13 protein-coding genes, 1 other RNA gene and 1 pseudogene are annotated in these 13,338 nt (G+C 37.5%); 3 read left to right on the top strand and 12 right to left on the bottom strand.

Translation table 11 applies throughout. The features are described from left to right. Together C1642_RS12990 and C1642_RS12985 are read left to right on the top strand one after the other, a co-directional pair. Window positions 1-623: pseudogene (locus C1642_RS12990) on the top strand (DNA recombination/repair protein RecA); the annotation flags it as partial. Window positions 624-676: 53 nt separating this feature from the next. Next, a complete protein-coding gene (locus C1642_RS12985) occupies window positions 677-1,159 on the top strand; it encodes a regulatory protein RecX (RefSeq protein ID WP_000476756.1) in 483 nt (160 codons plus the stop codon). Between the two features lie 14 nt (window positions 1,160-1,173). Here C1642_RS12985 and ffs read toward each other — a convergent pair. After that, window positions 1,174-1,270, bottom strand: an RNA gene (gene ffs, locus C1642_RS12980) — signal recognition particle sRNA small type. Between the two features lie 316 nt (window positions 1,271-1,586). On the opposite strand from ffs, the gene C1642_RS12975 reads away from it, so the two are divergent. Beyond that, complete coding sequence (locus C1642_RS12975) at window positions 1,587-2,471, top strand: YbgF trimerization domain-containing protein (RefSeq protein WP_001178072.1); 885 nt, start codon at window positions 1,587-1,589, stop codon at window positions 2,469-2,471. A gap of 54 nt (window positions 2,472-2,525) precedes the next feature. Here C1642_RS12975 and lpxA read toward each other — a convergent pair whose 3' ends face one another. The 11 genes from lpxA to pyrH form a co-directional block, all read right to left on the bottom strand. Further along, on the bottom strand, window positions 2,526-3,314 hold the full coding sequence (lpxA, locus tag C1642_RS12970; RefSeq protein WP_000064875.1) for an acyl-ACP--UDP-N-acetylglucosamine O-acyltransferase: 789 nt from the start codon (window positions 3,312-3,314) through the stop codon (window positions 2,526-2,528). Then, window positions 3,311-3,796, bottom strand: a complete 486-nt coding sequence (gene fabZ / locus C1642_RS12965; RefSeq protein WP_000140523.1) for a 3-hydroxyacyl-ACP dehydratase FabZ — start codon at window positions 3,794-3,796, stop codon at window positions 3,311-3,313. The genes lpxA and fabZ overlap by 4 nt, the downstream gene beginning before the upstream one ends. Window positions 3,797-3,802: 6 nt before the next feature. Then, window positions 3,803-4,873, bottom strand: coding sequence for a UDP-3-O-(3-hydroxymyristoyl)glucosamine N-acyltransferase (gene lpxD / locus C1642_RS12960; RefSeq protein WP_000868100.1), 1,071 nt, complete (start codon window positions 4,871-4,873; stop codon window positions 3,803-3,805). Between the two features lie 4 nt (window positions 4,874-4,877). Beyond that, the gene (locus tag C1642_RS12955; protein WP_001037943.1) at window positions 4,878-5,381 is read right to left on the bottom strand and encodes an OmpH family outer membrane protein; all 504 of its coding nucleotides are present in this window, start codon (window positions 5,379-5,381) and stop codon (window positions 4,878-4,880) included. A 41-nt stretch (window positions 5,382-5,422) separates the two neighbouring features. Further along, the gene (gene bamA / locus C1642_RS12950) at window positions 5,423-7,948 is read right to left on the bottom strand and encodes an outer membrane protein assembly factor BamA (protein WP_002016574.1); all 2,526 of its coding nucleotides are present in this window, start codon (window positions 7,946-7,948) and stop codon (window positions 5,423-5,425) included. A 37-nt stretch (window positions 7,949-7,985) separates the two neighbouring features. After that, window positions 7,986-9,341 (bottom strand): RIP metalloprotease RseP, encoded by a 1,356-nt coding sequence (rseP, locus tag C1642_RS12945; protein WP_032018373.1) that lies wholly within the window; start codon window positions 9,339-9,341, stop codon window positions 7,986-7,988. A gap of 1 nt (window position 9,342) precedes the next feature. Beyond that, window positions 9,343-10,539, bottom strand: a complete 1,197-nt coding sequence (ispC, locus tag C1642_RS12940; protein ID WP_005128496.1) for a 1-deoxy-D-xylulose-5-phosphate reductoisomerase — start codon at window positions 10,537-10,539, stop codon at window positions 9,343-9,345. Continuing rightward, window positions 10,540-11,364 (bottom strand): phosphatidate cytidylyltransferase, encoded by an 825-nt coding sequence (locus C1642_RS12935; protein WP_000893489.1) that lies wholly within the window; start codon window positions 11,362-11,364, stop codon window positions 10,540-10,542. Further along, window positions 11,364-12,116 carry a polyprenyl diphosphate synthase gene (gene uppS / locus C1642_RS12930; protein WP_000132219.1) on the bottom strand — a complete coding sequence of 251 codons (753 nt, stop codon included), beginning with the start codon at window positions 12,114-12,116 and terminating at the stop codon, window positions 11,364-11,366. Before uppS ends, C1642_RS12935 begins: the two co-directional genes overlap by 1 nt. A 5-nt stretch (window positions 12,117-12,121) precedes the next feature. After that, window positions 12,122-12,676, bottom strand: coding sequence for a ribosome recycling factor (frr, locus tag C1642_RS12925; protein WP_000606428.1), 555 nt, complete (start codon window positions 12,674-12,676; stop codon window positions 12,122-12,124). Between the two features lie 85 nt (window positions 12,677-12,761). Then, a partial coding sequence (gene pyrH, locus C1642_RS12920; protein ID WP_103236411.1) for a UMP kinase occupies window positions 12,762-13,338 on the bottom strand: 577 nt, incomplete at its 5' end.

Here is a 13,338-nt window from a genome sequence, read left to right as displayed (position 1 = left end):
ACTCGGTAGCTGCACTTACCCCTAAAGCAGAAATCGAAGGTGAGATGGGTGACTCTCATATGGGTCTACAAGCACGTCTTATGAGCCAAGCACTTCGTAAAATTACGGGTAATGCTAAACGTTCAAACTGTATGGTTATCTTCATTAACCAGATTCGTATGAAAATTGGTGTTATGTTTGGTAGCCCAGAAACTACCACTGGTGGTAACGCTCTTAAATTCTACGCTTCAGTTCGTTTAGATATTCGTCGTATCGGTCAAGTAAAAGAAGGCGATGAAATTGTTGGTTCAGAAACTAAAGTTAAAGTCGTTAAGAACAAAATGGCTCCTCCGTTTAAAGAAGCTATTTTCCAAATTCTATACGGTAAAGGTACTAACCAACTAGGTGAACTTGTAGATTTAGCTGTACAACAGGATATCGTACAAAAAGCTGGTGCATGGTATTCATATCAAGGCAATAAAATTGGCCAAGGTAAAAACAATGTAATTCGCTATTTTGAAGAAAATACTCAAATAGCTGAAGAAATTGAACGTAATATCCGTGAACAATTGCTGACTACAGGCACAAATGGTGCAGTTCAAATTGAAGATGAAGAAGAGCCAGATCTTTTATTAGAATCGTAATTATACATGAGTCATAAAACGCCCTTCGGGGCGTTTTTTACAAGGAATTTTATATGTTCAAAAGAAACGATGAGCAATCTCAGCAGCGCCCTCCTCTTACTGGCCAACGTTTACGCTCATATGCTTTTGCTTTACTCACTCGCCGAGATTACTCTAAAGCAGAGCTTATCGAGAAATTAGCTCGTTATGCACAAAATATAGAAGAAGTAAAACAACTGGTTGAGGAGTTATCTGAACAAAATTACCAGAGTGATCAGCGTGTTGCTGAGCAAATGCTAGCAAGCCAAATTCGTAAAGGTAAAGGACCGAAACGGATTCAACAAGCTTTAAAAACTAAACAAATTGAAAATGATTTAATTGCAGATGAAATTCAAGAAATTGATTGGGTAGAACAAGCTTATCAACTTAAAGTTAAAAAATTTGGAGAAGCTGTAGAGAAAGATCCAAAACTTAAAGCAAAACAGATCAGATTCTTACAATATAGAGGATTTGATTTAGATGTAATTTTAAAAGCAATCCAAAGAAAATTGGATTAAAAGAATGGTGGCAACCCCACTAGCAAAACTTCGGCACATCATAGATCTGCTACCGTTGCTACCTTCCGGTCCTGGCGGGGTTCACAGAGTACAATTGCGAAGCCACCAGCGGGGCTACCATTGCAAAACAAAGTATAGAGATTTTTAAAAGAGTTGCAACCCTTCTCTGTCTTTTTCAGCAAGTTTTTGTTTCGATTGATTAATTCATCAGCAAAAATAGCTTAAAACACTAAAAATGTAATTTTCTGAACTTATGCTCTTTTCGTATTTTGCATAAAATATGCTTGAAGATTGTAAACTATCCTTGCATTTAAACTGTTAACTGCTTTAATTGCATTGATCAATGAAAAACCTTAGATATTTAGAGAATTGTTTTTTATATTCCTGTATCGAGGTGGCTTTTATATAAAATTATGGATTTATACACATGCAAATGAAGAAGCATTCTTTATTATTTATTGCCTTAATGAGTACCACTTCTCTATACGCAAACATTCCTATCGAGTCTCGTGGTTTAAGTCAAAATGATGGTAGTGCATCTAATACTTCTTCAAGCAATATTTCAGTTCCTACAAATTTAAACTGGGAATTGATGCAAAAAAACCAACAATTAGAAAATGATATTCGTACATTAAGAGGTCAGTTAGAAGAACAAGCGAATGATATTGAGCAATTAAAGAAAGACCTTGCGAACCGCTATACTGATTTAGATCAACGTTTAGAATTATTACACCAAAAAGTTGACCCTGACAGTGCTACACAAGATGATAGTTCGAATGCAACGTCCGATAACACTACTCCTGCTAGTGCACCAGCCCCTCAAACCACAGAGAGTAATAAAGTAGCTACAGTACCAGCCACACAAACTTCTGAGCAGCAGCCTAGCGCACCAACAACCACTACTCAACCAGCACCAGCTGCTGCGCAAAACCCGTCAAATTCCCTCGAATTAGAAAAAGCTGCTTATACTGTAGCTTTAGATGCGTATAAACAAGGCGGTGCTAAAAAAGCAATTGCTCCAATGCAAAACTTTATAAAAAACCATCCTAATAGTATCTATACAGGTAATGCTTATTTTTGGTTAGCCGAGTTTCATTTAGCGACAGATCCAGTAAACTATAATGAAGCAAAGAAAAACTATAATGTCGTAGCTAACCAATACCCAAATTCAAGTAAGGCACCTCGAGCATTGTACCAACTTTATAGTATTGCTAAAGATGTTGATAAGAATACTGTGTCAGCAAATCAATACAAGAACAAGTTACTTAGCCAATATCCAAAGTCTGAAGAAGCAAAATTCTTTAACAAATAATTTAGACATAAAAAAGACACTGTTTTAACAGTGTCTTTTTTTATGTCTTCTTGATTAGCGCACAATTCCACGCTCTGATTGTTCAAGAGAATCAATCAAGAGTTGAGCTTCCGGAACTGAAGGTAAGATTTCACTTTTAATTTGGTCAATAGCTTGAACAGAAGTTAATCCAGATTTAAATATCAATTTATAAGCTTCTCTTAAGCCTTGAATTGTATTTTTAGACCAACCTTTTCTTCGCATACCTTCAATATTTATACCAAACGCATGTGCAGGGTTACCAGACGCCATCACATAGGCCGGAACATCTTTAAGAATCAGAGATGCCCCACCAATCATGCTATAAGAATCGATCTTACAGAATTGATGAATTCCAGAATTACCACCCACAATAACGTGATCACCAATATGTACATGTCCAGCGACACCTACATTATTAGCAAAGATATTATGGTCACCTACGATACAATCATGTGCAATATGTGTATTTACCATTAATAGGTTATGACTACCTATCTTGGTTAATGCATTATCTTGCACCGTACCTCTATGTAAGCTGCAATGTTCGCGAATTAGATTATTGTTACCAATTTCAAGCCACGTTTCTTCACCTTTATATTTGAGGTCTTGGCAAACTTCGCCAACACTTGCAAATTGAAAGATTTCGTTATTTTGGCCAATTCTGGTAAAACCACCTACAACCACATGAGAATGTAATTTAGTACCAGCACCAATAGTCACTTGAGGACCAATAATACAATAAGGTCCTATTTGAACATCTGAAGCAATCACTGCAGATGGATCAATAATGGCGGTAGAATGGATTAAATCGTGATTGCTCATGCCTGCTCTGTTTTTTGGTGTGAAATCATAATCTCAGCGGTTGCTGCTACAATGCCGTCAACGCTAGCTGTACAATTGTATTTGTAGATACCGCGCTTCTGCATAACCAACTCAGATTTTAATACAAGTTGATCACCTGCAACTACTTGTTTTTTAAATCTAACTCTTTCTGCACCAGCAAACAGGAATAATGAACCTGGTTTTGGCGTTTCATTGTTCATAATAAAACCAAGAACGCCTGAAACTTGAGCTAATGCTTCAACAATGAGAACACCAGGCATAATTGGATATTCTGGGAAATGCCCTTGTAGGAACTCTTCATTGATAGAAACATTTTTATAACCAACAATACTATTGTCAGTAACTTCAGTCACACGATCAACCAATAAGAATGGGTAACGATGCGGCAAATATTGACGAATCGTTTGAATCTGCATTGGTAATTCAGGGATGGCAAATTTAGGTGTAGTAGACTCGGTCATAATATTCTATTTACGCAAATTAAAAGTTGATTCAAGAGACTCTATTTGAGCTTGTATATGATCAAGTCGTTTAGTGATTTGGGTCAATGGCACATCTGCTAATTGTCGCAAGCGTACAATCGTCTTTTTCCAATGATTATTTTCAAATAATCCGGTTCCCGAAGAGTAAGTTCCAGCTTCAGAAATATTTTTTGTGACCATTGACATTCCAGTCAAAGTCACATTATCAGCAATTGAAAGGTGTCCTGCCACTCCACACGCCCCAGCTAGAATACAGTTTTTGCCAATTTTTGTACTTCCAGCAATACCGCACTTCGCTGCAATAGCAGTATTTGAACCAATATGGACGTTATGTGCAATTTGCACAAGGTTATCAATAATAACCCCATCTTCCAAAATTGTATTATCAAGTGCGCCTCTATCAATACTACAATTTGATCCAATTCGGACATCATTTCCAATTAAAACTGAACCTAATTGAGCAATACGATGCCACTTTCCTTGATATGGAGCAAAACCAAAACCTTCTCCACCAATGACAGTACTTGAATGAATACGGACGCGATCTCGTAATTTAGAACTACCTGTAATAGTGACATGAGAATCAATAAAACAGTCTTTTCCAACTTCTACATTATCATCAAGTTTGGTATGTGACTGAATGACGGTATTATCGCCAACTACACAATTCTCACCAATAACCACATAGTGACCAATATAAGCAGTTTCGGAAATAACAGCAGATGGATGAATTTGGGCAGTGCTTTCTATGCCTGTTGAGCTAATCTTTTTATCAAATACATGGGTAAGGATTGCAAACGCAAGATAGGGATTATCAACAATAATAAAATTATCTTTTTCAGGAAGATGCTCTTTTAAAGCTGCAGTAATAATGTAAGCACCCGCACGGCTTACTTTAGCTTGATCGAGATGTTTCTCACCATTCACAAAAGTAAGATGGTTAACCTCTGCATTTTCCAAACTCGCCAAGTTTGAAAATTGAAGACTACCTTCACCAATTAGCTCACCTTTAACAAGGTGAGCTAATTCATCTAAACGATATTGTTGCACTTTCATTAATTTATTTCATTGAATTAACCTTTTGTATCATTTTATCAGTTAAATCATACTTAGCGTCATAGGCAACAGTCGAATTTTTATTCAAAATAAAGTCAAGATTATTTTCTTTTCGTAATTGCTCAGCAGCTTGCTTAACTCTAGTCTCAAAAGTTGTATTCATACTTTGTAAGCTCGTTTGAACTCTTGACTGTAAGCCTTGCTGTGTTGAATTAAACTCATTTAATTTCGATTGATACTGAGATTGTAATTTTTTAATCTCATCTTCTTTCATTTTTTGGCCTTGAGTCTGCGCTTGACGTTGAAGCCCTTCTAACTCTTTACCTAATTGCTCAAGCTTAGTTGTAGTTGGTTTCACAGACTGGTTTAAGCTTGCATTTTGCTGTTTCAAATAAGTACTACTTTCAACAACTTTAGCAAGATCAATTACCCCATAACCAGCTGCATTAGCTGCTACTGAAGCTACTGTCAGGCCTAACCCTAACATTAATTTATTTAATTTATTCATATAAATCTCTTTCCTTATTTCGTTATGCAAAAAGATCGTACTTAGAAAGTACGACCAATTTCAAACTGAATTTCTTTAGTTTCATCACCCGGTTTATCATTTAACGGGAATGCATAGCTAAGTGACAATGGACCAATCATGGTAATCCAGGTTACACCAACACCCACACTATAACGTAAGTTACCTAAATCAAATCCATAATTATCTTCACAATATTTTCTAACATCCGTAATGGTCTGGCCATTAATCTTCATACCTTTGTTGCCATAAACAGAGTTATCAATATTACATTTAGTATCAAAAACCTGACCGCCTTCAGCAAAAAGAACAGGACGTACTTGTCGAGTCCAGTCACCTTTAAATGGCATTGGTAAAACTAACTCTGTACCAAATTGGACCAGAGCATTGCCACCTACTTCTTCAGGAGAACTATCATTTTGCTTAGTTTCTTGTAGATTTACACTTGGATATTTAGGTCCTAGGGTACTGTTGTCATAGCCACGAACAGAACCGTAACCGCCTGCATAGAAGTTTTTATAGAATGGCAAATCATTACCATAACCTAACTTACCATAACCACGAAGTACAAAGCCGGTACTACCAATAGGGAAAAATGCTTGAGTATCATAAGTTACTTTTTGATAATCAACATCACTACCTGGTAAACCAATTTCAAGACCTACACGATGAGACATACCTGACGTTGGGAAAATTGGTCTGTTTAAAGTGTTATAAGACCAACCCAAGTTCAAGTTATAAGTAAAGAATTCCCCTTCAAATGCATTATCATAAGTTTCTTCAGGGACTTTACATTCCCCCTTCTCGGTATCATATTGAGAATTACCATTTGCATCTGTTGGGCAATATGTACCTTTACTAGTTGCCTTACCGCCATTTGCCAATAAATAATCACGTACATATGTAGAAACATAAGGACCTGTGGTTACTTTAGTGTTATCAACGCCCACCGAAGCACTTAAACTTTGATTTTCGTCAATTGGATAACCAAAACTTAAACTACCACCGAAACTATCCGTTACATAGTTGTTAACGTTATAGTCATCATTCAGCTTCGTTTTACGATAATAGACATTATAACCGCGGCTTACCCCATCAATGGTAAAGTAAGGGTCAGTAACACTTAAGTTGTAATAGTCTTGAGTTTCAGAACGCGATAAGTCAATTGCAACTCGGTTACCAGTACCCATAAAGTTAGTTTGACTAAGTCCTGCTTGGAACGTAATACCACCACTTTGCGAATAACCAACCGCTAATGTAGTAGTACCTGAATGTTGTTCTTCAACATTTACGTTTAAGTCAACTTGGTCTGGAGAGTTTGGAATACGAGCAGGTTTAATATCAACGGTTTTAAAGAAACCTGTACGCTCTAAACGAACTTTAGATAAGTCAATTTTTTCATTGCTCGCTAATGCACCTTCCATCTGACGCATTTCACGACGTAATACTTCATCAGAAGTTTTGCTATTACCAGTAAAATTAATACGACGTACGGTAACTTGTTGACCTGGATTCACATAATAATTTAAGTCAACAACGCCAGTTTCATTATTAATCTGCGGCACAATATTTACATCTGCAAAATAATAACCTGCATTACCATACTTACGTAAAAGTAATTGCTTAACTGCATTTACTTTTTCTTGTGAATAGGTATCACCATCTTTATAAATTTTTAATGCTTGTAATTCTTCAGGCTTATAAAGTGCATCACCTAAGAATTTAGTTTGACCAAATTTAAATTGACTACCTTCATCAACAGCAACCTCAATAAAGATATGCTTTTTATCTTCACTAATATTGAGTTGGGAATTATTAATATTAAAATTAATATAGCCTTTGTTAAGGTACATGGCACGTAAAGCTTCAAGGCTTGCAGCCATTTTTTCACGTGCATAGCGGTCATTACGTGTGACTACAGAAGCCCAACCACTTTCTTTAACTGCAAATGCTTGTTTAATTTCACTGTCTTTAAAAACAGTATTACCAATTACATTAATATCAAAGACTTTTGCCGGCGTTCCTTCATTAAAATTAATTTTTAATTCAACGCGGTTATTTGGACGAGCAACTGTATCAACTGTAACATCAGCATCGTAACGGCCTTGTTGAGTATATTGTTGCTCTAATTCTGTCTCAATGGTTTGCAAAGCAGATTTCTTAAAAACCTCACCCTCAGCAATACCCATTTTTTTGAGGCCTTGTTCTAGAGCCTCTTTTGGAATAAGTTTATTACCCTTAAATTCAAGCTTTGAAATAATTGGGCGCTCAATAACATTAAAAACCAAAGTATCATTTTCTTTTGATGCTTTAATATCATCAAAAAGTCCAGTGGCATACAATGTTCGAATTGCTTCGGCGATCATCGGTTCATTAACGCGATCGCCACTGTTGATTGGCAACATGGTATAAACATTTGCAGGAGTAAGACGGACCAACCCGTTTACACGAATATCTCTAACAACGAAATCATCAGCTGCATATGCTTGTTGTACCGCTGCCATAGCGCTAACAAGTGCCAAAGGCATTAAAAAATGTGTGTGCCGCATGCCAGTTTTTTCCAGTAAGTTATAAATCCATATACGTTTACAAACGCATAAAGTCATTAAATAAAGCTAAAAGCATCATACTACCGAGCAGTACCATACCAATTTTTAGACCAAACATTTGTATTTGTTCAGAAACAGGCTTCCCACGAATAGCTTCAATAATGTAATACACTAGATGGCCACCATCTAGCATTGGAATTGGTAATAAGTTTAAAATTCCAAGGCTTACACTCATTAAAGCCATAAAAGAGATAAAGGTTTCCCAACCCATTTCTGCACTTTGGCCAGCTACTTTTGCAATGGTAATTGGTCCAGAAAGATTTTCTAATCCAATTAGTCCCTTAACCATTTTTACTATTGAATTCAAAATCATGCTAGAGATTTGGCCAGTTTTATCAAGTGCCATTTCAAAAGCTTGTATTGGAGTATATTGAATTGTTTGCTTATATTCGTCAGGAATTGTAATTTTTCCAGCATCACTTTTTACACCAAGTACTCCATTTACCTGCCCCATGCTATCACGCTTACCTTGTGGCATAACTTGTAAATGTACTAGTTGTTCATGACGTAAGACATCAATCTTAAGTAACTTTTCTGGGGAGCGTTGGACAACTTCTACCACGTCGAACCAATCTTTCATAGGCTGGCCATCAATCGCAACAATATGATCGCCCACTTTCATTCCTTGACGAATCGCCGCACCATCTTCCGTTAACTCTGTTACAACAGCAGGAATCACAGGTCGATAAGGCAAGAAACCTAATACGTCCAGTGCAGATTCATTTTGATTTTTTAAAAAATCTTTAATTGGTAATACAAAATTTTGTTCGGAACCAGCACGGTCCACATCAATATTTACAGTACCTGTTTCCCCAACTCGATCAATCAAAGCAAAGTTTAGCTTTTCCCATGTTGTTGTCTCTTTCCCATCAACAGCAATAATTTTGTCACCTACATGTAACTGGGCTGCTGCAGCTGGAGAGTTTGGAATAATTTTACCAATTTTAGTATTTAATTGTTCTTGGGCTGGTAAAAACAAAATCCAAAAAAGGAGTACGGCAAAAATCAAGTTAATTAATGGCCCAGCAGCAACAATCGCTATACGTTTCCACGGTTTTTGACGGTTAAAAGCATATGGTAGATCTTGTTCTGCCACATTACCTTCTCGCTCGTCCAACATTTTGACATAGCCACCTAAAGGTAAGGCAGAAAGCTGATATTTAATACCAGACTTCTTAGACGTCCATTTCAGTAAAGTTGGTCCAAACCCAATTGAGTAGACTAAAACTTTAACACCAAGTTTTCGCGCAACCCAGTAATGGCCAAACTCATGGATTGCAATTAGAGGCCCAAGTAAAAGAGCTGCCGCTGCAATCATAAACAGTGCATTCATTTCAGCCTCCAATACTTGATATATATTGCTGAGCTACAGATCGAGCCACTTTATCTTTATCTAAAATGCACTCGATGCTTTCAGCCGCTGCATTCTCTAATTTTTCCAAAGTATGCTCTACCACTTGCGGAATACTTGTAAATCCAATCCTTTCCATTAAGAATGCTTCAACTGCAATTTCATTAGCTGCATTCAAAATGGTTGGTGCCAAACCTCCCGCACGCATTGCTTGTCTAGCCAAATTTAATGCAGGAAATTTTTGGGTATCTGGTGCCTGAAAATTAAGTTGAGAATACTCAAATAAATCTAAAGCAGGTACATTAGTTTGTAAACGCTCAGGCCATGCCAATGCATGTGCAATCGGAGTACACATATCCGGGTTACCCATTTGTGCTAATGTTGAACCATCAACATACTGCACCATAGAGTGAATGATACTTTGTGGATGAACAACAACTGTAACAAAATGTTCAGATATTGAAAATAAATGACAAGCCTCTATTAACTCTAATCCTTTATTCATAAGAGTAGCCGAGTCAACCGAAATTTTTTGTCCCATTGACCAGTTTGGATGTTTACATGCTTGTTGCGGCGTTACATGAGTCAATTGTTCTAAGGAGTGATTTAAAAAGGGACCACCAGATGCTGTAAGCAATATTTTAGATACACCTAGCTGTGGTTGCCCTGTTCTATCTGCTTGTAAATAATTATGAGGTAATGATTGGAAAATTGCATTATGTTCAGAATCAACTGGCAATAACAATGCCTGATGATCACGAGCAGTTTGCATCATGATTTCACCAGACATAACTAATGCTTCTTTATTGGCAAGTAGTACTCTTTTACCCGCCTTAACAGCCGCTAAAGTTGGCAACAGCCCAGCTGCCCCTACAATTGCCGCCATAACAATATCCACATCTGTATGAGATGCGATATCGACTAAACCCTCTTGCCCAGCTAAAACATCAATATCCGATATATTTTGCTGAGCAAATAGTGTTTTTAGTTCAGCTATTTTCTGTTCAGGAACAACAACAACTTTAGGTCGAAACTGTTTGCAGATTTCAACAAGTTCAGAAATTCGACTATGCGCCGAAACTGCAAAGACTGAATACTTATCTGGATGTTGACCTAAAATTTTTAAGGTACTTCGTCCAATAGAACCGGTTACACCCAATATGCAAACAGATTGTGTCATCTATAAATCTACACCAATAAGCTTTAATATATACATTCCCGTTGCAAAAATCGGGGCTGCTGCGAGTAAAGAATCAATACGGTCCAATACACCACCATGACCTGGCAAAACACGGCCAGAGTCTTTAATACCAGCACGGCGTTTGATCATTGATTCAAATAAATCACCTAATACTGAACCGAACACTGTAATTAAAGACAAAATCAAGAATAGAAGTTGTTGAACCCAAGTTAGGTTTAAATATTGATATTGCACCACAAGCATTACAATAATTGTAGTGAGAATACCGCCATATAAACCTTCTACTGATTTATTAGGACTTACTGTAGGCGCCAATTTTCTTTTACCGAATTTACGGCCTACAAAGTAAGCTCCACTATCTGCACCCCACACAAGCAAGAACAAATACATCAACCACCATGGTGAGCTTTGCCATACTACAAAGATTGCAGTCACTGCTGCACAGATAAGAATCAAACCAATGACATATAGGGTCGCGTTATACCACCCATCGAATTCAGGAAAAGACTTAACCCAATAAACACTAACGAGCCAAGTTAAAATTGAAGCAGACCATAACAGTAAAGCAATGTCATGAAAGAATAAGGCAACGCCAGAAACAAAAGCAACAAGTAGACCATAACCCCAAGCTTTAGGTTTTACTACTGCACCAACTTCCCGAGGCATTAACTTATACCATTCATACCCCGCAACTCCTGCTGCTACAATCATAAGTACCAACATTGGATAATGTGATTGCGTAGCAAACATACAGCCCAAAACAACTGCAACAAGTACCAATGCGGTAACAATCCGCTCTAACATTATAATTTCTCGATTTTCTCTTGCTGAATTTGTTCAGATGTTTTACCGAAACGACGTTCACGCCCTGAAAAGACATTCAATGCATGGTCGAATTCTTCCACTGTAAATTCCGGCCACAAAGTATCCGTAAAATACAGCTCCGCATAAGCCGCTTGCCATAACAAGAAGTTAGATATACGGAAATCTCCACCTGTACGGATCAACAAGTCCACAGCTGGCAGATCGTTTAGACTGACATATTTTTCGAACAAATCAACATTTATTTGATCAGCGTCAATTTCGCCACGGGAAACTGCTTGAGCAACCTGCTTAGCTGCATTTGCAATATCCCACATACCACCATAGCTTACCGCAATAGTTAATGTCATGGCGTCATGATGTGCTGTTTGTTGCTCTGCATCTTCCATTAAGGCAACTAAATGTGAAGGTAATCGGGAACGATCCCCTATAAAGCGCAAAGCAATATTGAATTTCTTCATGCGAGGTATTTGCTCATGAATCGTTTCTTCAAGAAGTTTCATAAGCAGATCGACTTCATATTGTGGTCGATTCCAATTTTCACTCGAAAATGCAAAAACAGTTAAAGCACGAACGCCAGTTTTAACACAATGTTCAACAATAGGGTCAAGAACATTTTTACCCTCTCTGTGCCCATCGCCTTTTTGCATTTGATTTTTCTTTGCAAAGCGATTGTTGCCATCCATGATGATGGCAACATGCTGAGGAAGATGATACTCTTCTGAATCGGTCATAAAAATTAGACCTTCATCAATTCTGCTTCTTTCGCTGCTAGACGCTTGTCTACTTCTGCAACATATTTATCAGTGATTTTTTGGATATCATCGCCTGCACGACGCTCATCATCTTCAGAAATTTCTTTCTCTTTTAACAATGCCTTGATATCACCTAATACATCACGACGAATATTACGGATAGCAACTTTCGCATTTTCAGCTTCACTGCGAGCGATTTTCTGCATATCACGACGTGTTTCTTCAGTTAAAGCTGGTAAAGGTACACGGATTGAATCAGCAGTAATAGGATTTAAACCTAAATCACTTTCACGAATTGCTTTATCAATTGCAGCAACCATCGTACGTTCAAATGGTTGAACGATAAGCGTACGAGAATCTTCAACACCAACGTTCGCTACTTGGTTTAAAGGCACATCAGAACCATAGTAAGGAACCATTACCCCATTTAAAATTGATGGGTGTGCACGGCCGGTACGAACTTTAGCAAACCCTTGTTCCAAAGACTCAAGAGTTTTTAACATACGCTGTTCGCTGTCTTTTTTCAGATCGTTAATCATATGATCTTCCTTACTTATTTATTCAAGGATGTATATAACAAATTTAATTTAGCGCTAGTATAAAGAGCTTTACGGCACACGTACATTATTTAGTAACGCGTGTACCCTCTTTTTCACCCATTACCACTGACAATAGCGCACCAGATTTATTCATATCAAATACTTGTAATGGAACATTATGGTCACGGCATAAGCAAATTGCCGTTAAATCCATAACACCCAGTTTTTCATCTAACACTTGGTCAAATGTTAAATGGTCATATTTCACCGCATCTTCGTATTTACTCGGATCTTTATTATAAACACCGTCTACTTTGGTCGCTTTCAAAATTAAATTTGCTTCAATTTCAATACCACGTAAACATGCTGCTGTATCAGTTGTAAAGAATGGATTTCCTGTTCCTGCTACGAAAACGCACACTTCGCCTTGACTTAAATGACGAATCGCATCACGACTTGAGTAAGACTCTACAACAGTACCGATTGGTAGCGCTGACATAAGACGAGTTCTGATATTACGGCGCACCAATGCATCACGCATTGCCAAACCATTCATAACAGTTGCAAGCATCCCCATCTGATCACCTGTTACACGGCCAACCAAACCGTCTTTTTGTAACTGGCTACCACGATATAAGTTACCGCCACCCACAACGATACCT

It is taken from the genome of Acinetobacter sp. AKBS16, assembly GCF_002899995.1.
GTDB classification, from domain to species: Bacteria; Pseudomonadota; Gammaproteobacteria; order Pseudomonadales; family Moraxellaceae; genus Acinetobacter; species Acinetobacter baumannii.
The sequence above is the reverse complement of the archived record's forward strand: the minus strand, read 5'-3'. Positions and strand labels throughout refer to the sequence as shown.

Bases quoted from the DNA above. Each gene is read 5' to 3' on its own strand.
- C1642_RS12985 (WP_000476756.1), top strand. From the start codon at position 677: ATGTTCAAAAGAAACGATGAGCAATCTCAGCAGCGCCCTCCTCTTACT.
- C1642_RS12935 (WP_000893489.1), bottom strand. From the start codon at position 11,364: ATGTTAGAGCGGATTGTTACCGCATTGGTACTTGTTGCAGTTGTTTTG.
- C1642_RS12975 (WP_001178072.1), top strand. From the start codon at position 1,587: ATGCAAATGAAGAAGCATTCTTTATTATTTATTGCCTTAATGAGTACC.
- lpxA (WP_000064875.1), bottom strand. From the start codon at position 3,314: ATGAGCAATCACGATTTAATCCATTCTACCGCCATTATTGATCCATCT.
- C1642_RS12955 (WP_001037943.1), bottom strand. From the start codon at position 5,381: ATGAATAAATTAAATAAATTAATGTTAGGGTTAGGCCTGACAGTAGCT.
- lpxD (WP_000868100.1), bottom strand. From the start codon at position 4,873: ATGAAAGTGCAACAATATCGTTTAGATGAATTAGCTCACCTTGTTAAA.
- rseP (WP_032018373.1), bottom strand. From the start codon at position 9,341: ATGAATGCACTGTTTATGATTGCAGCGGCAGCTCTTTTACTTGGGCCT.
- ispC (WP_005128496.1), bottom strand. From the start codon at position 10,539: ATGACACAATCTGTTTGCATATTGGGTGTAACCGGTTCTATTGGACGA.
- frr (WP_000606428.1), bottom strand. From the start codon at position 12,676: ATGATTAACGATCTGAAAAAAGACAGCGAACAGCGTATGTTAAAAACT.
- bamA (WP_002016574.1), bottom strand. From the start codon at position 7,948: ATGCGGCACACACATTTTTTAATGCCTTTGGCACTTGTTAGCGCTATG.
- uppS (WP_000132219.1), bottom strand. From the start codon at position 12,116: ATGACCGATTCAGAAGAGTATCATCTTCCTCAGCATGTTGCCATCATC.
- fabZ (WP_000140523.1), bottom strand. From the start codon at position 3,796: ATGACCGAGTCTACTACACCTAAATTTGCCATCCCTGAATTACCAATG.